A 19,967-nucleotide genomic window follows, 5' to 3' on the forward strand; every position below is an offset into this window, starting at 1 on the left:
GTGGTACTTCCAAAAGAACAAGGATTGAGACCATACAAGTAAGTATGTTTCTTCATCAAGTCCAGAATAGTGTCAGAGTGGTACTTCCAAAAGAACAAGGATTGAGACATGTCTAAATGGAATTAAGTTTAAATCACCATAGGCAACAGTCAGAGTGGTACTTCCAAAAGAACAAGGATTGAGACTAAATTGAGATATTTGTTTGTAGTCCATTTTTTATGTTTGGTCAGAGTGGTACTTCCAAAAGAACAAGGATTGAGACTTCTGCTTCTGTGACATTTGCCAGACGTTTTTACAAAACTCTGGTCAGAGTGGTACTTCCAAAAGAACAAGGATTGAGACTAAATTGAGATATTTGTTTGTAGTCCATTTTTTATGTTTGGTCAGAGTGGTACTTCCAAAAGAACAAGGATTGAGACCTTAACGACAACCGATAAAGTTTTTTGTCTGCTATTCTGTCAGAGTGGTACTTCCAAAAGAACAAGGATTGAGACAAGTAGTTCCTTTGGATTCTTTATTTCCTCCTCCAAAAGGTCAGAGTGGTACTTCCAAAAGAACAAGGATTGAGACTGGGATTTTTCTAAGATTAAGGCATATCGTTTGTGTGATATGGTCAGAGTGGTACTTCCAAAAGAACAAGGATTGAGACCTCTTCACATAAGCACTGAGATAGGTCAGAGTGGTACTTCCAAAAGAACTAGGATTGAGACTCATTATATACCATTTTAGTAGTGCTTGATGTATCTACAGGTCAGAGTGGTACTTCCAAAAGAACAAGGATTGAGACACTCACAATATACATCGCTTCCTTCAAGGAGAATATTAGTCAGAGTGGTACTTCCAAAAGAACAAGGATTGAGTATCATGAGAGAGATTTATCCGAAAAATCAGATTTCTTAAAATAGTTTTATTTTTACTATTTTTTTTCTAAATTTGGTCAAATAGTAAAATCTAATAATTACCTAGAAACTTGATAGATACTTGTATAAATATGATTTATTGAAGTCTAGCTAAGTGTGTATAGCACTTAGCTAGACTTTTTTGTTTTATGACCTTAAAAATATTATCCGCCCATTATTCACCGTCAATAGAGGCCCTTGAATTGCCTGCATTTCGAGGAGCTGTAATACATACCTTAGGAAAGGAAAACCAACTTTTTCATAATCATCAAGATGATAAGTCGGTGTCTTACCTATACCCTAAAATACAGTATAAGCGTATCGCTAAGTCGCCCGCATTAATCTGTATCAATATTCCCCAAGAATATACCCAACTTTTGTTTGTTCATCCTACAATACCCTTAGTATTGAAGGCACAAACGCTTCATTTATCCTTACAGCAGCTCAAACTTACAGAACATCAACTAGCAATAGGTAAAGTAGAATCCTACAGCCTCACAAGCTGGATAGCCCTCAATAGTGAAAACTATCAGAAATATTTGGCCATGAGCGATGAGCTGAGCAAAACAGCATTTTTAGAAGCCATATTGAAAGGGAACATTATCTCTTTTGCCAAAGGAGTAGGCTGGGAAATCGAGCAGACTATCCAACTAAGAATAGACGACATTCAGCGAGTAAAACTAGTACCCTTTAAAGGCCAAAGGCTTACAGCATTTGATATAACCTTCCGAACAAACGTTTCTTTACCAGAGTACATAGGCTTAGGAAAAGGGGTTAGTTTGGGGTTTGGTACAATTGGAAAACATATATAATCAAGTCTTGATAAATTATGCAAAGTATAACCTTTACATGCGAAGTAATTACGCCGATGTTTCTGGCAGGAGCAGACGGCACTACCCCCGAACTCCGCCCTGCGTCTATCAAAGGAGCATTACGCTTTTGGTGGCGAGCAATGAATGGGCATTTGGTTGTTGATGAAATGCGAAAAATTGAGGGCGAGATATTTGGAAGTACTGAAAAGAGGAGTAATATTATTGTAATATGTGAGCAAAAAAAGCTTGAACCAGTAAATCAATTTAAGCTTATTGCTCACAAGGGAAAAACGTCGGAATCATTCAAATTAAATGAAACGTTCAAAATTACTTTGAAAATCCAAGGTAATATTTGGTTTAATGACTCTGTTATTTTTGATTTTGAAAAATTAAAAGCCCTTTTTGAAATCGTGTGTTATTTAGGAGGACTGGGGAAAAGAAGTCGTAGAGGAAATGGTTGCCTAAAAATAACACACTATGAGGAAGATAATAATTCTAAACAAAGATACAATCAGTTGACCTTTGGGGATTCCTTATTACAAAATCTTAATTTAGTAACATTAAACACAAATAGCACCGAGAACAGTACATACATTATTGATAATTCAAATACCAATGTAATTAACAGTAATTTCTCTAACACTAATCAACCTATTCCCCATATAATTACAATTGAACGAATTGCAAGCAACCTTACACTTGAAGAAAAACGTTTGATGATTAGTAATGCAACCCACTCAGTAATTGTAAATGAGGCTAATCTTAAATCAAAAACGATGAAGACTGAAAAGGGATACACTACTGTTGAACTTCATGATAGATTTGATTTAGATTATACAAGATATTTAGGTGCAGGAAAACCAAGATTTGCATCCCCAATAATAGTAAGTGTTGCACCTGATGAAAGTATTATTATAACTACTCTGAAAACGGTCAAATTAATTAATGAAAGACCAGCAATTATTAGATTGAATAGATTAGATATTCAGGCAGATTTAATAACAGAAATAAAGAACAATCTATGAGCAAGCACCTCTTCCTTTTCACCATTGGCCCCGTACAAACTTTTATTGCTCAGGCAAGGAAAACGCAAGATTTGTATGCAGGGAGTAGTATTTTAGCAGATATAATACACTATGCTCTTGGATATATAAAATGCAATCAAGGGAAAATAATTTCCCCTTATTATGAAGACTTTACATTCTCAACAAAAATTGATGAAACCAATGAACGCTCTTTTCCAAATCGAATTGTAGCCTCATTTGATATAGATAAAGAAGCTGTAAAAAACCTTGGCAATACCTTAGAAGCTTTAGTTAAAACACAATTTGAAACACTTGCAAAAAACAAATTTGACCAAGTTTTCCAAGCCAAAGACAAACCCTTGGGGCTATGCGAACAAATTAAAGATTTCTTGGAAGTGTATTGGGTTGCAGTAGAGTATCAGGAAGACAATTACCAAGAAGCATATCAATCACTTATCAAAAAAATGGCGATGCTCAAAAGCATTCGTCCAATGAAATCTTTTGCAGAAAAAGGACGAAAATGCGATTTGAATGGGGTTTATAATGTGAAAGTATATAGAAAAACGGCTGAGGAAGAAAAAGAAAAGAAATCGTGTGATTACATCAAAAAACATAAGCTGTTTGCCACAGACAATTTTATTATTAAGTCTGATTTTTATTCAATTAGCCCTAAACAATTACAAGCTGGAGAAGGGTTAAGTGCTATTTCTTTTTTGAAAAGGCTTTATAAGAATAACCCAGACGAAGAAAAGGCTTTTCCATCAACCGCTAAAATTGCTTTACTTAATCTACTGAATGACGCTACAATTGCAGGATTAGTAAAGGAATATAAACAAGTATTCAAGAAAGGTCATTTTGACGAACAATTATTATTTGACGAATTAACAGAGGAAAAACTTATAAAAAAAGGGATAAAACTAAAAGACGAATATTACGAATCAGAAGAAACGCTTCAAGAAGCTATAAGGCAATTAAATAAGCTTAGAGATAAAATTGTAGAAAGTGCTAAAAAGGAAAACGATAGCGAAAAAAATGGATATGCGATGTCAAAATACTACGCTATTCTTTCTTTTGATGGCGATGATATGGGAAAAAAGTTAAGTAGTTTATCTTTAATAGAGCAAAATGAATTAGCTAAAAAATTATCCAAATATTCAGATGAACTAAGAAAATACATTGATGACCGTAAAGGCAAGACTGTGTATGCTGGTGGAGATGATTTTTTAGCATTAGTAAATCTTACCTATCTTGAGGAAGTACTGAGGGCGGTCAAAAGTATCTTTACTGATATATCGGTTTCTATCGCCATTACCATTGCTCATTATAAAACCCCTTTACAAAAAGTACTTCTACTCAATCGAAGTTTATTACAAGAAACTAAAACATATTTTAAGGAAAAACGCAACGACTTTGATATATCCAAGAGTGGTACAGGTATTTCTTTTGTTTCTCCAAGTGGCGTATTAGGTACAACATATATTAAGGGTAAGGAGGATACAGAAATCTTCTTTAGGTTGCTCTGCAAATTTCAAAATAAAGATTTAAGTCCAAGTATATTATTTAAGTTTGAGCAGTCCATAAAGAATATCATTGGCACAGAACTCACCTACGAAGCATATCAAACACAGTTAGCCATTTTGCAATCAGAGCTTAAAAGGCTTACACTACGCTCTTGTAATAAAACTAACGAAAATAAGGTTCTTGAGCTTTTGCAAGATGCGTCGGGTAAACCTACTGGATTGCCTACATTTTTAAGCAAGCAAGCCAAAGAAATAAAGGCAAATACTTGGACTATCGACACCGATAATTTTTTTGGATTTATTAAAGTTGCCACCAAAATTGCACAAGAAATCAGCTAACTATGAAATACTTACACGTTCAACCACACGACCCCTTATTTTTTAGAGATGGTATGCCTTTTGGCATGGGTGAGGATTTATGGATTCATTCCTCTGTGATGCCTGCACCGTCGGTTTTTTGGGGTGCGATGTTTACTACATTATATGCCACAGATAAAGTAAGCTTAAACGACAAGGATAAACTTAGAATCAAGGCTGTTTATTTATACAACCACAACACCAAACAAGTATATATTCCTGCTCCTTTGGATATATTTGTTGATGACAAGAAAAAGACACATAGCCAAAGCTTTATCCAAGCTGATTCGTTTGTACACAATGCTTCTTTACCCAATTTTATTGCTCCAATACATGACCATGAAGTAGAACAAGCCGAAGGGTGTTTTATACCCTTGACTGATTTACTCAGGCATTATCCTTTTAAAGACAAATACCCCTATATCACATTGCTTGATACCAGTAGCTTTAGTAAGTCCTATAAAAAACTGGGTATCAAGCGAAATAAGCAAACCCTTACTACCGACGACGAAGCTATTTATCGCATTGAAATGATAGAATATGGCGACGATTGGGGGTTTGTAGTAGCCTATGAATCTGAGGAAGATTTACCCCAAAAAGGTTTTTTTAAATTAGGTGGCGAAGGAAAAGTTGCTCAATATCAAGAAATTGCAGAACCTTATTACATTCATGTTTTCAATGAAGAACAAAAGGCAATAGTAGATGAGTTTGATATTTGTAAAATTTATATCCAAAGTGCAGTTGTATTACCCAACAGCTTTTATGAGGATTTAGGCATAGAAGCAGCCGTCATCGGTAAACCAATAAATATTGGTGGTTTTGATGCCAAACTACGAGAACCTAAAACAATGGAAAGAGCTATACCTGCTGGTAGTGTATTGGTTGCAACAAATGATAAAAACCTATCAATAGAAACATGGACACAACTGATACAAAAAAAGCTTAATCACTCCAGCTTTAACCACAATGGATTTGGCTGTTTTCAAGTACTTCCTATTTATGAATTTAACTAAACAGACAACATGAGCAAGATTGATAAAAACCAAAAACAATATAAAGAAGCGATAAGCTCAAAGCAAACGGAATACAGCAACTATATTTACGTATTTGCTTCTACCTTAAACCAGATGGTCAATTATATTCCTTGGAAGAAATATAACTTTAAAGAAGCTTTTGCTTTGACGGTTACGGATAATACCGAGTTTGATAATGAGAAATGGAATGAGTACTTAGAAAAAGTAGTTAGCCAAAATACAGAAATTCAGTGTAAGAAAGCAGTGCCAATTGAGATAGAACAGAAAAAAGCATCTTCAATTGAAGATATTAAAATAAAAATATCAGGTCAATTTTCTAATACTACAGATGCTATTTTTTGGAATATTACAGGAGGGCAACGCACCTTTGTTTGGGCAGTTTTTCAATTTCTACAAGAACAAACGGCAAAAGGATTGAGAAAACACGACCGTATTTGTTATTTGGAAGGAAATACCAATCGTTTAGTTATCATGCACCCCAGCGGAGTAGAGATAGAAAAGAAGAATGCCAACTATGATAAATATGAAGTAGATGAAAGTATGAATATTAAATCTGCGTTGAATTTAATGGGATTTGATAGTAAACAAGCTGATGAAACATCCAATTTCTTGAAGACTTTTAAACAGTTTGATGAAATGGACTTTTATATCAGAAAATTTCATCCAGAATATAAAAAAAATAAAGCATTTAGAACAGCACTAACAAAATTCAATATAAACGTATCTGAAGAACAGAGAGACAATCCCAAAAATCGTCTGAAGAACTTTGATTCAGTTATTGATGAAATAATAGAGAATACTACCATTTTTACTAAAGATGAACTACTCAAAATTTGGAAAAACTATGAAACCCGTAAAGCTTTTGGTTACATTTTAGAAGACCTTTCAGCTTATCTTATCTTGCAAACACTTCAAAAAGAAGAGTTTAAGTCTAAAGTCGTTGATATGCAAGCAAGTGTAAAAATAAATGCAACTTATTACAATGACAATTCTCAGATTGATGAATTTGACATACTACTTTTAACTAAATCGGGGCAGATAATCAATTTCGAGTGTAAAAGTGGCGGTATGTCTGGTGATAATGCCAAAAGTACCAAGTACTCAACTTATGCTATTGCTGGCGTGTATGGACTGCCCATATTGATTTCTCCGAAAATAGATGGAGACACTATAAATGACGATGTCGAAAGTGCTTATAGAGCGGCTCAAAAAGCAAATTTGAAAACTTGGTGTATTGATACTCTACAAACAGAACTAGAATTAAAACTCAAGCAATTTGAATAAACTTTGGTTTTCAAAAACCTTTATATAATCTTTTTGCAATAACATAAGCCCAACAACACTATGTATCAAAACGCCAAACCCCTATTTTTTATCTGTGAAACACCCTTACACGCTGGCAGTGGCTCAGATTTGGGTATAGTTGATTTACCTATTCAACGAGAACGACATACTTCTTTCCCTAAAATCGAAAGTTCTTCTTTAAAAGGAGCTATTCGTCAGGCTTTTGAAAGTGTTGAAGGAGAAAATACACTTATTACGAATGCTCTTTTCGGGACAGAAGATGCAGGTAATGATGCTCATGCAGGAGCGTTAGCATTTACAGATGCTCGTTTATTACTGTTTCCCGTTAAAAGTATGAAAGGCGTTTTTGCTTGGATTACCTGTTCTAAAGTACTTCAACAGTTTGAGAGAGATATGAAGCTTACAAATACTTTATTTAATATTACTGGTGATTACCAGATGGGTATTGCAGAAGGAGAATGTTTATTGTTAAATCAAGATAACTCTAAACTTAAAATAGGCAACTCAATTGTATTAGAAGAATATGCTTTTACGCATAAATCAGTGTCTTTGGCAGTAGATAGCAAATCGTTACAAGATTGGCTTTCCTCTAACCTACCTACGTCTTGGGAAAATAAGCTAAAAGAAGATATTGTAATACTGTCCAACGATGACTTTACCGATTTTGTAAATCTAAGTACTGAGGTTATTACAAGAATTGGCATTGATAATGATAAAGGAACGGTTAAAAATGGAGCTTTATTTACCGAAGAGTTTTTACCTGCTGAAACAGTGATGTATAGCATGGTAATGGCAGCACCTATCATGGTTGATTCACAAAAGAAAGATGAGCATGGGAAAACTGTAAAAGACCTTACAATTGAGGAGTTAGACAAGACGGAAGAGTGTAAAAACGAAACTGACCTATCTAAAAAAGTAATGAATGCGTTTGTTAAAAAGCTACCAAGTATTTTCCAAATTGGAGGTGGTGCTACATTAGGAAAAGGAATTGTTAAAACAAAAAACTCTAACACTTAAAACTTACAAACTATGACAACAGTAAAAGGAATAGAGCAAGGACGTGCTGATTATGCTTATAAATGTGTCAATCAAGTATTGAGTTTAGATACATTTGTTTTTGAAAGCAAATCAATAAATTTTTCTGATTTATTTAAAAAATCATACAACGATAAATTCGAGAAAAAGCTTGAAAAAGATCAACAAAACAAGAATTTATTAGATGCTTTCTTAGAAGATACAGAAACTAATCTTAACAATTGGAAAGATGAAAAAGATAACTTTAAGGCTGACTTAGTAAATTATTACCATAAATATGGAAAAGAATATAAAGCTTATTCTCGAAAAATTCCAATGTTGATTAAAACAAATGGACTTGGAGCTACTTTTGCCTATATGAAGGCAAAAGGGAAATCAAATGGAACACCTTATCATTTGTTATATGAACAAACGCAAGCATGGATACAAAGTAGAACTTACTTAGACGGCTACATTCAAAAAGATATATTAAAATCAATTGTTGAGTTGGATTCTAATAAGTATCGAGCCTTAACAAGTGAAGTGATTACGCTATTCGGCTGGCTTAAAAGATTTTCGGAAGGTTTAATTGAAGGGGAAGATGATGGAAACTAATGAAGCACTAATTGAGAAATCAGGAAGTCAACTAAAGTTTATCGTTGATGGCTATCCCAACATTTACCTTTTTGATGAAAAATATTACGATTTTTCGCAAGTTGATTTTAATGAACTATTTGAAATCCATCACTTTGGGGATTTTATTTATAAAATACTTCAAAGTGGGAAAGAGTTAAAAAAAGTATCAAAAGATGTATGTATCGACTTTATCGAAAATAGGAACAACCAATACTTTTTGAAGGAAAAAGGTATTAAAATGCCTAAGAATTTCAACTTTTCAAATACAAATTTAAACCTTCCTTTTGTAGCTTTCCTAAATCAAAAGTCTGGTATTAGGCTTTTACAGAATGGTAATGAAATTGAGAAATATGACGCTAATTCTGTTGTTAATACTTGTTTAATTTCTGAAAACAACATTTCTAACGATTTAAAAGAAAAGAAAAAAGATGATATTGTAGAAGCGATAGAAAAAGACCCGTTAAGTATTTTTAAAGTTGGCTTGAACTATGATAACAAGCAAATTACCATTGAAAGTATATTTTCAAACCAACGACTACCTATTGATACATTAGAACTCATAGGCAATCTTGATTCTGATAATTTTAGTTTGGAGTTGAACAAAAAGCCATATATAATTAAGCAAAACGGTAAACTTAAATTTCAACTTGACATTAAAAAATTGGATGGATGGAACAATTATGGCTCATTCATCGACTTTAACAAGATTTGTGAACGTCATTTAAAAAATGTAAAATCCATATTTGGCAAGCAATTTATTGAAAATTCTTTCAAACCCGACTGGCGAGTAATTGTTGGTTTAGGCACTGATAGTGTGTACGAAACAGGTATCACCTTACACCATGTTTACGGTTTTCCTTATATTCCTGCCAGTGCAATTAAGGGAATTACGAATCATTATGCCCAAGATTGTGGTTACAAGGAAAAGGAATCAACGAAAGGGACTTACGAGAGTATTTTTGGAACAACTGAAAAGCAAGGAAAAATCACTTTTTTTGATGCAATGCCTTTAACTCCTCCCAAAATAAAACCCGATATAATGAATGTACATTATCCTGATTATTACGGAGAAGGGAAAGCCCCAACAGATACACAAAATCCGAATCCAATTTTCTTTTTAACCGTTGAGGATACAGAATTTCAGTTTATCTTGGGTTGTAAAGATAAAGAAAGTGATGAAAGTAAAGATTTACTGAAAACAGCTTTTGAATGGATGAAAAAGGCATTGTCTGATAAAGGCATTGGTGCAAAAACAGCTGTAGGCTACGGATATTTTAGTGAAACCTAACTCTATACAAATAACCTTACACTTTCGTCCTTATCAATTGATTTTTCATCAACTGTCGTTAATTATAATGCCAAAAATCAACAAATGACAAAACTATTATTATTCGGTGCAACAGGGAATTTGGGAAAAGAAATTGCCAAAGCTGGAGTCAAACAGGGGTATGACGTAACCGCTGTTGTTAGAAATAGAACTAAGGCAGAGAAACTAACAGACATCACCGAGAGGGTGATCGTTGCTGACATTACCAACCCAAGTGCATTGACTAATATTTGTGATGGTTTTGACATCGTTATTTCGGCATTAGGAAAAAGCGTATCTCCCAACGATAATAGCAAGCCATCATTTCATGATATTGACCTTATTGCCAATTCAAATATTCTTGACGAAGCAAAGAAAAGTGGTGTGAAAAAATTTGTTTACGTTTCTGCATTTCATTCAGAAAAATATTTGCACTTAGCCTATTTTAGGGTTCATCATGAGTTTGCAGAACGGCTGAAAGTGTCTGGCATAAACTATTCCATAATTAAACCACCTGCTATTTTTAGTAGTTTTTTAGATATGGTTGATATGGCAAAAAAGGGGTATCTTTTTACGATTGGAAAAGGCGATAAACAAACAAACCCTGTTTATGAAGGCGATTTGGCTAATGAATGTATTAGTGCTATCAAAGAGGAAAATGTTACGAAGGAAATAGGAGGGGAAACGATTTATACAAGACGACAATTAAATGACATTATCCAGAAGGAAGTTTGCCCAACAAAAAGCACGAAAAATATTCCTTTATGGCTTTTCAAAGTTACGTTACCAATACTAAGAGTATTGGCACGAAATATGTACGACAAGTTTGCATTTTTTGCGGCTGTATTACAGGAGGATACTATTGCTCCACAAGTTGGGCAAATGAAATTTGAGGAATATATGAGGCTGAAAAATAAAAACTAACCTAAGCGAAAAAGAGATGTCGTAAAGACTCCATGTTGAATGTTGTTACTTGCTTTTTGAAATAATTAGCTATATTTGAATTTTACAAATATACCGATGAGCTCAATAACAATAAGACAGTTTTATGAAGGAATTCTGGGAGGTAATAATCCAGATTTAGATAATATTTTGAGTGCTAATATCAATAAAGACATTGGGCATTTTAATGTTTTTGATATAGCCGAAATGTATAAAGTGGCTAAAGGTAAACCCGAAATGCCTTACAACAGAAGGACTTATTACAAGATAAGTTTAATTGCTGGTAAGAATAGGGTAGAATATGCCGATAGAACCATCGAAGTACTGGAGTACGGAATTTTATTTGCAACGCCCAAAATACCATACAATTACACTCCTCATGACAACAATCAAGCAGGACATTTTTGTGTTTTTACTAAAGAGTTTTTGGCTAAATCAAAAATAGGAATAGATATAGACCTACTTCCTATTTTCTCTAATCAAAGTGAGTTTATTTATCAAATAACGAAGGAACAGTTTGAGCAAGTTGATTCGCTTTTTGGTAAAATGCACGCAGAAATTAATTCTGATTACGAATATAAATATGATTTGTTGCGTAATTACTTGATGGAGTTGATTCATTATGGGCAAAAACTAAAGCCTATTACTCCTGTTGGAAATAGCAAAACTGCTTCTGCCAGAATAACATCGTTATTTATTGAACTGTTAGAGCGTCAATTTCCCATAGAGAACACCACGCAAATGTTAGTACTAAAAACCCCCAAAGAGTATGCAGATAATTTAGGCATACACGTAAATCATCTCAATAGGGTACTGAAAGAAACTACAGGGAAAACCACTGGCGAAATCATTGCCAGCAGAATAAACCAAGAGGCGAAGGCATTACTCAAACAAACCCATTGGAATATTTCTGAGATTGCTTATACTTTAGGTTTTGAGGAAGTGGCTCATTTTTCTAATTTCTTTAAAAAACACAGCGAAAAGTCTCCTTTGACTTTTAGAGAGTAGTTGTTTGATTTTTGCAAACAATGCTTTGATTCTTACAAAGTGTTTTTATCTGGCTATTTGCAACTTTGCATTGTAAACAAAATCAAAAAACAATGACAAATAATGCAAATAAAATCGTCTTACTAACAGGCGGTAGTCGTGGACTTGGTAAAGAATCAGCACTTCAATTGGCAAAGAGTGGCTTTGATGTTATTATCACTTTTCAAAATAATCAAGCAGATGCTGAAAATGTAGTAAATGAAATCAAAGCACTGGGAAGAAAATCGTCTAGTCTTCAATTAGATTTGGGAAATGTGGCTTCATTTGACGGGTTTGTTTCAGCATTGAAAGATATTTTGGACAAAGGCTTTGGCACAACTAAAATTGATTCATTGGTCAATAATGCAGGAACGGGCTATTACGCTTCTATCGAAGATACCACAGAAGCGGGCTTCGACGAAATGGCTACTACTCATCTGAAAGCCCCTTTTTTCCTTACCCAAAAATTACTTCCATTCATTAATGAAGGCGGGAGTATCGTCAATACTTCTTCGGGTTTGGCTCGTTTTAGCTATCCAAACTATGCAGCTTATGCCATCATGAAAGCAGGCATTGATTCATTAACACGTTATCAAGCATTAGAATTTGGTGCTAAGAAAATCAGGGTTAATTCAATCGCTCCTGGGGCTATTGCTACTGATTTTGGTGGTGGGGCTGTCAGAGACAACCAAGCTTTAAATGATATGATTGCAGGCAATACAGCATTAGGAAGAGTTGGCTTGCCCGATGATATTGGAAGTGTTATTGTATTTCTATGTTCGGAAGAGTCAAAATGGATCAATGCCCAAAGAATTGAAGTATCGGGTGGTATTCATATTTAATGAATGGGGTTCAGTGCCAAAGTATGTTGGGTACTGAACCCCATTCAACATTCATCTATTTCCCAATTAATAAAACAGTACTTTTAAAAAGTAATAGGGCCATTTACGCAACATCGCAAAAGGAAAACCCAATGCAAGAAGAAACAACAAGTAATTGTATTTTATGCTGTGGTTTCTCTATAAAAAAAGCGTAGTTGTTTTACTCTCTTTTTTACTAATTTATTCTTCATTGGTTCAAATGTGGCGACAATCTTACCTTTTTCTTTCACAGAAACCACAAAAGGTTGCTTTAGTTGATTGGTCAGATGGTAAATAGACAACAGTTCTGCAATATCTTCGTGCCATGAAGCCATTCCATAAAGAGATGGAAAGGGGGTTTTCTTGAGTGCATCATATACTTCTGAAGCAGCTGAAATAGGTTGAGTTTTGCCACTTCTAAAACGTGTATTTTCCAGTAATGGATTGGTGAACTTTGCTATTGGTTTATTCATTTTACTCCAGATATCTCTGGTAAGTGCTGTAGGTATTTCCAACGAGTCTTTTTTGTCTGGATGTGCGGCAAGGTTCAAAACGGCATCCACAACATGTGTAGCCTCATGCAGTAAAACATATTGGATGGCATCTAATTTTCCTGCATCTATTAGTATTTCAAATCCTGAATTTGTAGGATTGTTAAAAATGGTTTTTTCTTTCCATGTCGCCCACTCAGAAATGGTTTCGTTGAGAATGCCTGCTCGAAAAGTAATATTAAATTGTTTAATAGCATCACCTGCTTCTATGGGCGAAGTCAAAGCCGTATTGGGCATATTGTCCATAAAACTAATACTCTTCAAATGCCCTTTCAAGACCTTTTTATACAATGGAGGTAATATAGCAAAGGCTTGCTCAACTTTCTCTTTTTCGAGGGCTGTCAATACATGGTTTGAAGGCTTCATTCCAGCTTCAATAAACATGTTAAATACACTTTCGGGAGCTTTCAAAATACGATTTTTAGGAAAGGTATTCTCATCAGTTTTGGTGGACTGAGCCGTAAGTTTATTCAATAATAAAGAGAAAAAAAGTACAATAATTAGGTTTTTCTTGAGCATATAAATAATGACTTTAATTACTGAGGAGGAAATATATAAGGATTTGAGTCAATTAAAAACTACTGATTTTCGACATCTAAGCGTTTCAAAATAACCGACCGCAAATATGCTTCATGGGTATCGCCCCACTGCCCCAAAGCTGCAAGTATTGGTATTAAAGTTTGTCCAAATTCGGTAAGACTATACTCCACTTTGGGCGGAACTACAGGGTATATTATTTTAGAAACCAAGCCATGATCTTCTAATTCTTTCAACTGAATATTTAATACCCTTCGGGTCGCATCGGGTATTTTGCGTTGCAGTTCGCTGGGGCGTTTGTGGCCTTCATTGATAAACCATAACAAACGGATTTTCCATTTGCCGTACAGCACCTCGCCAATCAAATCGAGACCGCAATTGAGGTTTGGTAAAATTTTTCTTTCATACATAAAACAAAAGTAAACCACAGTTCCAAAATGTGCAATAGGGGATAAATTTATCCCTATGTGAATCGTATTTCCGTAATTGTTTCATGTCTATGTATGTCAGAAATTTGTACAAAAAACAACAGAAATGGGACAACAATTTAATTTCAACAATGAATTATCGGGCAAGATTGCCTTGGTAACAGGCGGTACAAAAGGTACTGGAAGAGCCATTGCAGAAAGGCTTTTTCAAGCAGGTGCAACGGTTATTATTACCGCAAGAAACCCTCCCGAAAAAGAAAACAGCAATTTGCATTTTATTCCTGCCGATTTAAGCAATGCAGAAGATGCACAAAAAGTAGTCAGCGAAGTGCTATCGACTTATGGGACACTAGATATTCTGGTGAACAACCTTGGTGCTTCAGTAACACCTGCTGGTGGTTTTGCTGTATTAACTGATGACGATTGGGTGTCAACCCTACAAGCTAATTTGCTTGCTCCTGTTCGACTAGACAGAGGATTTTTACCACAAATGTTAGCTAAAAAAAGTGGTGTTATTATTCACATAGCTTCTATTCAAGGTAAGCTACCGCTATATGATTCTACATTGCCCTATGCAGCTGCAAAAGCAGGATTGATTAATTATAGCAAAAGTTTATCAAATGAAGTTACCCCAAAAGGAGTTCGTGTCCTAACAGTTTCGCCTGGCTGGATAAATACAACAGCATCTAAAGCTTGGTTGGGCGAGATTGCAAGAAATGCCAATAGTACCGTAGAAGAAGCTCAGCAAAGCGTAATGGATGCCTTGGGCGGAATTCCTTTCGGTCGCCCAGCCGAACCCGAAGAAGTGGCCGAATTCGTTGGCTTTTTGGTTTCTCCAAGAGCCAATTATTTAACAGGAACAAATTATGTCATAGATGGCGGCACAGTACCAACTATTTAATCATTTAAAAATCAAGAATATGAACTTACCAAATGTAATTGTAGCTTTAACAAATGCTCAAAACAGTTTTGACAGTGTGGCTTATGCCAATTGTTTTTCGGAAACTGCCGTAGTTTTTGACGAAGGAAAAACCCATAAGGGTAAAACGGAAATCCAACAATGGATTGAAAAAGCCAATGAAGAGTACCAAGCCGTTATGAAACCTGTGGAATATGCCGCAACAGAAGAAGTCCTAAAAGCCGAAGTTTCGGGTAATTTTCCGGGTAGTCCCATTGTATTATCCTACCATTTTAAATTACAAGACGGACTCATTGAGTCTTTGAAAATTACGGGCTGATAAAAATATAAGATAATGTGCTACTGATAAATAGCTGAAGTCCACGCTTCAGGTATTTATCAGTTTTTTTCTTAACTCATTCTGGATATTTCGAATTGTTCCCTCTCTATCTTCTCTCAAGGCGTTCATAAGTTCATTTTTTATCCCAGGAGGATTATATTTTGAACCCCACAAGCCAATTTCTATCACAACAGGTACTAAATCTATCCCTTTTTCGGTAAGAGTATAAACAAACTTCGACTTTTTATCCTCGGCAACCTGTTTTGTTACAAAACCGTTGTGCTCCAACATACTAAGGCGGTCAGCCAAAATATTCGTAGCAATCTTCTCTTTTGAATTGAGAAAATCCCCATAAGTCGATTTTTCTTCCAACATCATATCACGAATGATGAGCAACGACCACTTATCTCCAAAAAAATCTAATGTATAGCTAAGCGGACAGTCTGAACGCTGTTTTATTTCCTTCATAAAATGAATATGAAAAATATTTTAAATTTTACTTGCAATTTGCAAGTAAATAATTTTACCTTTGTTTTACTTTTAAATTGCAAGTAAAATTATAGAGGATATTTTTAAAAACAAAATGTATGTCTTTGGTAAAATCATTAGAATGGCGTTACGCTACCAAGAAGTATGATACTTCCCGACAATTGAGCGATGAACAATATGAAGATTTGCTTTCATCGGTACAATTAGCTCCTTCGTCTTATGGCTTACAGCCCTATCGTTTTATAACGGTGACAGACCCTATCAAATTAGAACAAATTAGCAAAGCAGCTTTTGGTCAACCGCAAATTACTACTGCATCCAAAGTATTGGTAGTAACTGTGGAGACGAATATCAGTAACGAAACTGTCAAAAACTATATTGACAATGCAGCAATTGCACGCAATACTGACCGTAAAAATCTTGAAGCCAGAGAAGAATTTGTCAATGCCCGTTTAGCCTTATTATCCTCTGACCAAAAAATTGAATGGGCAGAAAAACAGGCATTTTTAGCAATTGGAATTTTGGTAAGTGCCGCTGCCGAAGCAGGTATTGATGCCTCACCAATGGAAGGATTTGACCCGAAACAAGTAGATAAAATATTGGGATTAAAGGAGCAACATTTAAAATCTACCTTACTTTTTGCCTTAGGTTTTCGCTCTTCAGAAGACGAATTTGCGACTATTCCGAAAGTACGTAAAACCAAAGAGGAGCTTTTTATAACCGTTTGATTCAATGCCATGAGTAATTCAAAAATCATTATCCATGCGGAAGTTCCCGTCAAGTCAGAGCATTTTGAAGAAATAAAAACACTGTCATTAGCCACGTTAAAACCTACATTACAAGAACCTGGGTGTGAAGTATTCTATCAAACAGTAAAAGCGGATGCTCCTAACACATTGGTATTCTTTGAGGTATTTAGCTCAAAAGAGGCACTCGACCTGCACATGGAGGCAGATTATACAAAAGCCTTTTTTGAAGGATTGAAAGATAAAGTTGCTGGCAAGCCAGTAAGTACAATGCTAAAACAATTATAAATTCTAAAAATGAACGTCAGTAGAAAAACAGCACTCGTAACGGGTGCAGGGTCTGGTATTGGCTATGAGATAGCTAAACTATTAAAAGAGCAAGGCAATACGGTGATTATTGCAGGTCGTAATGCAGATAAAATCAAAAAGGCAGGTGAAACTTTAGGCGTTACAGCAATAGCCTGTGATGTAACAAAAGAAGCTGATATTGAAGCCCTTGTAACAAAAATATCCGCTGAATTTCCTGAGCTAAGTGTATTGGTTAATAATGCAGGCGTTGCCAATCTTTATAAAGTAGGTGAAAATGCCAATGCTTACCAGAAAGCCAAACAAGAATTTGAGGTGAATTATTTCGGTCCAGTATTACTCACCGAAAAGCTTTTACCAGTGTTGAAAAAACAAGCAGAAGCAGCCATTGTCAACATCACCTCCAATGTTACTTTTCATCCGCTTGTTGTACTACCAACCTATTCGGACACCAAAGCAGCATTGCACTCGCATACCGTTGCTTTAAGACACACTTTGGCGAAAGATACCAACATTCAAGTGTATGAGGTAATGCCTTCGCTGGTGAATACCGAAGCAACCAAAGACATGGGTGGAGAAAATGGAATGCACCCAAGTGTTGTGGCTCAGGCAACATTAAACGGTATTCAAAACGACCAATTTGAAATCTACGTTGGCGATACAGAAGCTCAACGCAAGGCATATTTTGCTGACCCAATAGCGGCTATTCAATCATTTAATAACGGATTATAAAATCAAAAACAAACTAATAAAATGAATATCAATAACAAAACAGTTTTAATCACAGGTGGTGGTTCTGGCATCGGTTACGAAACCGCTAAATTATTAAGCCAAAAAGGTAATAAAATCATCATTATCGGTAGAACAGCCGATAAGTTACATCAAGCAGCAGCTTCGTTAACCAATACCATCGCCATTCCTTGCGACATTACCAACGAAGTGGACGTTGATAAATTGGTTGCCGAAATAAACGCTAATCATCCAGAGTTGAGTGTCTTAATTAATAATGCAGGAAAAGCATTTGTATATACGCATGCTGAAACGGCGGATGCAGTAAGTAAAGCGAGACAAGAAATGGAAACCAATTATTTTTCATTGGTTAGCCTAACAGAAAAGCTGTTACCGCTATTAAAAAAACAGCCAGAAGCGGCTATCGCTAATGTAACCTCTATCGTTGCTCTTTCGCCAGCTGCTGTGATTCCGACTTACTCAGATAGCAAAGCCGCCGTACACTCTTATACGTTAGCGTTGCGTCATGCTTTGGCTCAAGATACCAATATCAAAGTATTTGAGCTAATGCCGCCAACAGTAAACACGGAGTTTTCAAAAGAAATTGGAGGCGAAGAACACGGTATGCCAGCAAGTGAAGTTGCGGAAGGCTTAATTCAAGGCATTGAAAATGACCAATATCAAATTGGCGTTGGCATCACGGTTGGGTTTCTCAATGACTTCTTCCCGACAGAAGAGCAGGCTTTTCAGGCTATTAACCAACGTTAAAATTTTAATTTTTTAATAAATCACTTTGACACTTTACGATTATGAACACAAAATTAGAAATCGACTTATCACAACTTGATTTTATTCTTGATAAAGCCAAAGAACAAAGCATTGCTTATTTAAAGAACATTTCAAACCGTTCAACATCAAAAGGTGTCAAAGTTGAAATCTCCAATCAATTGGCAGAAAATGGTCTTGGGACATTGGATGCACTTCGATATTTTAATGAAAAATTTGAAGAGATAATTGTTTCAGCTTCAGGGCCAAGATATTGGGGATACGTAGTGGGTGGGTCAACGCCAGCTTCTATCGTAGGCGATTGGCTTACTACCATTTACGACCAATGTCCATTTGTGATAGAAGGACATGGCGATACTTCTGCCCAAATTGAACTTGAAACAATCCATTTACTATTAGACCTTTTCAATCTCCCCAATGATTTTATGGGTGGATTTGTTTCGGGAGCTACTGTCTCAAATTTTACAAGTTTGGCCGTGGCAAGACAATGGCTTGGAAAACAGTACGATAAAGATTTTGCCAAAGATGGCATTTCAGAATCCATCAAAATCTTTGCTGCCACGCCACATTCTTCGGTAGTAAAATCTCTAGCCATGTTAGGAATCGGAAGTAACAACTTTACTCGAATAAAAGTGGAAGAAGGCAACCGAGAATCCATAGATATGGAAGATTTGGAGCGACACATTCAACAACTAAACGGGCAACCGTTCATTCTCATTGCCAGTGGTGGCACCGTCAATACGGTAGATTTTGACGACTTTAAGGCGATTGCCGCACTAAAAACGAAGTACAATTTTTGGTGGCATATTGATGCAGCCTTCGGGGCTTTTGCTGCTTGCTCAGATGAATACAAACATTTAGTAGATGGGTGGGAATTTGCCGATAGCATCACGATAGACTGTCATAAATGGCTGAATGTTCCTTACGACAGTGCTGTGTTTTTTGTCAAAGAGAAATATAAATACTTGCAAGTTGACACTTTCCAAAACTCAAATGCTCCTTATTTAGGAAATCCACTTGAAAACTTCAACTATACCAATTTATTACCCGAAAATTCAAGAAGACTGAGGGCATTACCAGTTTGGTTTTCTTTGATGGCTTACGGTAAAAAAGGCTACAAAGACATCGTGAGCAATAGTATTGCGATGGCAAACCACTTTGGTGAATTTATAGAAAACTCAAATGACTTTGCTCTTTTAGCACCTGTTAGGTTAAATACAGTCTGTTTCACACTCCAAAATCAAGCGGATAATGCGACGTCTGTTTTCTTGAAAAAGCTAAATGATACGGGAAAAGTGTTCATGACTCCCACCGTGTATAATGGTTCGAGAGGAATTAGAGCCTCTTTTGTTAATTGGCGAACAGCTTTGGAAGACCTTGAATTAGTCAAAAAATTGATGATTGAACTTATTGAGCATTAA

General features: G+C 35.5%; 21 protein-coding genes and 1 CRISPR repeat array (1 of these 22 running past the window's edge). Of the genes, 18 read left to right on the forward strand and 3 right to left on the reverse strand.

The window, feature by feature from the left end; all coding sequences use genetic code 11:
* Positions 1–862: direct repeats of the CRISPR family, unit length 37 nt; unit sequence GTCAGAGTGGTACTTCCAAAAGAACAAGGATTGAGAC (it extends 1,521 nt beyond the left edge of the window).
* A 186-nt stretch (positions 863–1,048) separates the two neighbouring features.
* From FLEMA_RS67820 to FLEMA_RS0107335, 11 genes are all read left to right on the forward strand, one after another.
* Positions 1,049–1,711: a CRISPR-associated endonuclease Cas6 gene (locus tag FLEMA_RS67820; RefSeq protein ID WP_044171053.1), complete on the forward strand. Its 663-nt coding sequence runs from the start codon at positions 1,049–1,051 to the stop codon at positions 1,709–1,711.
* A 17-nt stretch (positions 1,712–1,728) separates the two neighbouring features.
* Positions 1,729–2,736 carry a type III-B CRISPR module RAMP protein Cmr1 gene (gene cmr1 / locus FLEMA_RS0107290; RefSeq protein WP_026994895.1) on the forward strand — a complete coding sequence of 336 codons (1,008 nt, stop codon included), beginning with the start codon at positions 1,729–1,731 and terminating at the stop codon, positions 2,734–2,736.
* Entirely contained in the window at positions 2,733–4,595 is a 1,863-nt protein-coding gene (cas10, locus tag FLEMA_RS0107295) for a type III-B CRISPR-associated protein Cas10/Cmr2 (protein ID WP_026994896.1), read from the forward strand. Before cmr1 ends, cas10 begins: the two co-directional genes overlap by 4 nt.
* 2 nt (positions 4,596–4,597) lie before the next feature.
* Positions 4,598–5,626, forward strand: a complete 1,029-nt coding sequence (locus FLEMA_RS0107300) for a type III-B CRISPR module-associated Cmr3 family protein (RefSeq protein WP_026994897.1) — start codon at positions 4,598–4,600, stop codon at positions 5,624–5,626.
* Between the two features lie 9 nt (positions 5,627–5,635).
* On the forward strand, positions 5,636–6,931 hold the full coding sequence (locus FLEMA_RS0107305) for a hypothetical protein (protein WP_026994898.1): 1,296 nt from the start codon (positions 5,636–5,638) through the stop codon (positions 6,929–6,931).
* A gap of 60 nt (positions 6,932–6,991) precedes the next feature.
* A complete protein-coding gene (cmr4, locus tag FLEMA_RS0107310; protein ID WP_026994899.1) occupies positions 6,992–7,969 on the forward strand; it encodes a type III-B CRISPR module RAMP protein Cmr4 in 978 nt (325 codons plus the stop codon).
* A gap of 12 nt (positions 7,970–7,981) precedes the next feature.
* Positions 7,982–8,581 (forward strand): type III-B CRISPR module-associated protein Cmr5, encoded by a 600-nt coding sequence (gene cmr5 / locus FLEMA_RS75980; RefSeq protein ID WP_052354004.1) that lies wholly within the window; start codon positions 7,982–7,984, stop codon positions 8,579–8,581.
* Positions 8,568–9,890 carry a type III-B CRISPR module RAMP protein Cmr6 gene (cmr6, locus tag FLEMA_RS75985; protein ID WP_081681274.1) on the forward strand — a complete coding sequence of 441 codons (1,323 nt, stop codon included), beginning with the start codon at positions 8,568–8,570 and terminating at the stop codon, positions 9,888–9,890. The genes cmr5 and cmr6 overlap by 14 nt, the downstream gene beginning before the upstream one ends.
* An 84-nt stretch (positions 9,891–9,974) precedes the next feature.
* On the forward strand, positions 9,975–10,832 hold the full coding sequence (locus FLEMA_RS0107325) for an SDR family oxidoreductase (protein WP_026994900.1): 858 nt from the start codon (positions 9,975–9,977) through the stop codon (positions 10,830–10,832).
* A 96-nt stretch (positions 10,833–10,928) separates the two neighbouring features.
* Complete coding sequence (locus FLEMA_RS0107330) at positions 10,929–11,858, forward strand: helix-turn-helix domain-containing protein (RefSeq protein ID WP_026994901.1); 930 nt, start codon at positions 10,929–10,931, stop codon at positions 11,856–11,858.
* 92 nt (positions 11,859–11,950) lie between these two features.
* Entirely contained in the window at positions 11,951–12,718 is a 768-nt protein-coding gene (locus FLEMA_RS0107335) for an SDR family NAD(P)-dependent oxidoreductase (protein WP_026994902.1), read from the forward strand.
* A gap of 161 nt (positions 12,719–12,879) precedes the next feature.
* Here the strand turns inward: FLEMA_RS0107335 and FLEMA_RS0107340 are convergent, their stop codons facing one another.
* Positions 12,880–13,806 carry a hypothetical protein gene (locus FLEMA_RS0107340; protein ID WP_044171055.1) on the reverse strand — a complete coding sequence of 309 codons (927 nt, stop codon included), beginning with the start codon at positions 13,804–13,806 and terminating at the stop codon, positions 12,880–12,882.
* 59 nt (positions 13,807–13,865) lie between these two features.
* The gene (locus FLEMA_RS0107345; RefSeq protein ID WP_026994904.1) at positions 13,866–14,234 is read right to left on the reverse strand and encodes a winged helix-turn-helix transcriptional regulator; all 369 of its coding nucleotides are present in this window, start codon (positions 14,232–14,234) and stop codon (positions 13,866–13,868) included.
* 124 nt (positions 14,235–14,358) lie between these two features.
* Here FLEMA_RS0107345 and FLEMA_RS0107350 point away from each other — a divergent pair, with 124 nt between their 5' ends.
* Both FLEMA_RS0107350 and FLEMA_RS0107355 read left to right on the forward strand, forming a co-directional pair.
* On the forward strand, positions 14,359–15,153 hold the full coding sequence (locus FLEMA_RS0107350; RefSeq protein ID WP_026994905.1) for an SDR family oxidoreductase: 795 nt from the start codon (positions 14,359–14,361) through the stop codon (positions 15,151–15,153).
* Between the two features lie 19 nt (positions 15,154–15,172).
* A complete protein-coding gene (locus FLEMA_RS0107355) occupies positions 15,173–15,490 on the forward strand; it encodes a nuclear transport factor 2 family protein (RefSeq protein WP_026994906.1) in 318 nt (105 codons plus the stop codon).
* A 48-nt stretch (positions 15,491–15,538) separates the two neighbouring features.
* On the opposite strand, the gene FLEMA_RS0107360 is transcribed toward FLEMA_RS0107355, so the two are convergent.
* Positions 15,539–15,958, reverse strand: a complete 420-nt coding sequence (locus tag FLEMA_RS0107360) for a winged helix-turn-helix transcriptional regulator (RefSeq protein ID WP_026994907.1) — start codon at positions 15,956–15,958, stop codon at positions 15,539–15,541.
* A 119-nt stretch (positions 15,959–16,077) separates the two neighbouring features.
* Between FLEMA_RS0107360 and FLEMA_RS0107365 the strand changes: the two genes are divergently transcribed.
* From FLEMA_RS0107365 to FLEMA_RS0107385, 5 genes are read left to right on the forward strand one after another with little or no spacing between them, the layout of a single operon-like run.
* Positions 16,078–16,707 (forward strand): NAD(P)H-dependent oxidoreductase, encoded by a 630-nt coding sequence (locus FLEMA_RS0107365; RefSeq protein ID WP_026994908.1) that lies wholly within the window; start codon positions 16,078–16,080, stop codon positions 16,705–16,707.
* A 9-nt stretch (positions 16,708–16,716) separates the two neighbouring features.
* The gene (locus tag FLEMA_RS0107370) at positions 16,717–17,013 is read left to right on the forward strand and encodes a putative quinol monooxygenase (protein WP_026994909.1); all 297 of its coding nucleotides are present in this window, start codon (positions 16,717–16,719) and stop codon (positions 17,011–17,013) included.
* Between the two features lie 9 nt (positions 17,014–17,022).
* On the forward strand, positions 17,023–17,763 hold the full coding sequence (locus FLEMA_RS0107375) for an SDR family oxidoreductase (protein ID WP_026994910.1): 741 nt from the start codon (positions 17,023–17,025) through the stop codon (positions 17,761–17,763).
* Positions 17,764–17,784: 21 nt separating this feature from the next.
* Positions 17,785–18,528, forward strand: a complete 744-nt coding sequence (locus tag FLEMA_RS0107380; protein WP_026994911.1) for an SDR family oxidoreductase — start codon at positions 17,785–17,787, stop codon at positions 18,526–18,528.
* A gap of 41 nt (positions 18,529–18,569) precedes the next feature.
* Positions 18,570–19,967 (forward strand): pyridoxal phosphate-dependent decarboxylase family protein, encoded by a 1,398-nt coding sequence (locus tag FLEMA_RS0107385; RefSeq protein WP_026994912.1) that lies wholly within the window; start codon positions 18,570–18,572, stop codon positions 19,965–19,967.

This window comes from Flectobacillus major DSM 103, from assembly GCF_000427405.1.
Taxonomy (GTDB): Bacteria; Bacteroidota; Bacteroidia; order Cytophagales; family Spirosomataceae; genus Flectobacillus; species Flectobacillus major.

Coding starts and splice junctions, on each gene's coding strand:
- FLEMA_RS67820 (WP_044171053.1), top strand. CDS start 1,049: ATGACCTTAAAAATATTATCCGCCCATTATTCACCGTCAATAGAGGCC.
- cmr1 (WP_026994895.1), top strand. CDS start 1,729: ATGCAAAGTATAACCTTTACATGCGAAGTAATTACGCCGATGTTTCTG.
- cas10 (WP_026994896.1), top strand. CDS start 2,733: ATGAGCAAGCACCTCTTCCTTTTCACCATTGGCCCCGTACAAACTTTT.
- FLEMA_RS0107300 (WP_026994897.1), top strand. CDS start 4,598: ATGAAATACTTACACGTTCAACCACACGACCCCTTATTTTTTAGAGAT.
- FLEMA_RS0107305 (WP_026994898.1), top strand. CDS start 5,636: ATGAGCAAGATTGATAAAAACCAAAAACAATATAAAGAAGCGATAAGC.
- cmr4 (WP_026994899.1), top strand. CDS start 6,992: ATGTATCAAAACGCCAAACCCCTATTTTTTATCTGTGAAACACCCTTA.
- cmr5 (WP_052354004.1), top strand. CDS start 7,982: ATGACAACAGTAAAAGGAATAGAGCAAGGACGTGCTGATTATGCTTAT.
- cmr6 (WP_081681274.1), top strand. CDS start 8,568: ATGATGGAAACTAATGAAGCACTAATTGAGAAATCAGGAAGTCAACTA.
- FLEMA_RS0107325 (WP_026994900.1), top strand. CDS start 9,975: ATGACAAAACTATTATTATTCGGTGCAACAGGGAATTTGGGAAAAGAA.
- FLEMA_RS0107330 (WP_026994901.1), top strand. CDS start 10,929: ATGAGCTCAATAACAATAAGACAGTTTTATGAAGGAATTCTGGGAGGT.
- FLEMA_RS0107335 (WP_026994902.1), top strand. CDS start 11,951: ATGACAAATAATGCAAATAAAATCGTCTTACTAACAGGCGGTAGTCGT.
- FLEMA_RS0107340 (WP_044171055.1), bottom strand. CDS start 13,806: ATGCTCAAGAAAAACCTAATTATTGTACTTTTTTTCTCTTTATTATTG.
- FLEMA_RS0107345 (WP_026994904.1), bottom strand. CDS start 14,234: ATGTATGAAAGAAAAATTTTACCAAACCTCAATTGCGGTCTCGATTTG.
- FLEMA_RS0107350 (WP_026994905.1), top strand. CDS start 14,359: ATGGGACAACAATTTAATTTCAACAATGAATTATCGGGCAAGATTGCC.
- FLEMA_RS0107355 (WP_026994906.1), top strand. CDS start 15,173: ATGAACTTACCAAATGTAATTGTAGCTTTAACAAATGCTCAAAACAGT.
- FLEMA_RS0107360 (WP_026994907.1), bottom strand. CDS start 15,958: ATGAAGGAAATAAAACAGCGTTCAGACTGTCCGCTTAGCTATACATTA.
- FLEMA_RS0107365 (WP_026994908.1), top strand. CDS start 16,078: ATGTCTTTGGTAAAATCATTAGAATGGCGTTACGCTACCAAGAAGTAT.
- FLEMA_RS0107370 (WP_026994909.1), top strand. CDS start 16,717: ATGAGTAATTCAAAAATCATTATCCATGCGGAAGTTCCCGTCAAGTCA.
- FLEMA_RS0107375 (WP_026994910.1), top strand. CDS start 17,023: ATGAACGTCAGTAGAAAAACAGCACTCGTAACGGGTGCAGGGTCTGGT.
- FLEMA_RS0107380 (WP_026994911.1), top strand. CDS start 17,785: ATGAATATCAATAACAAAACAGTTTTAATCACAGGTGGTGGTTCTGGC.
- FLEMA_RS0107385 (WP_026994912.1), top strand. CDS start 18,570: ATGAACACAAAATTAGAAATCGACTTATCACAACTTGATTTTATTCTT.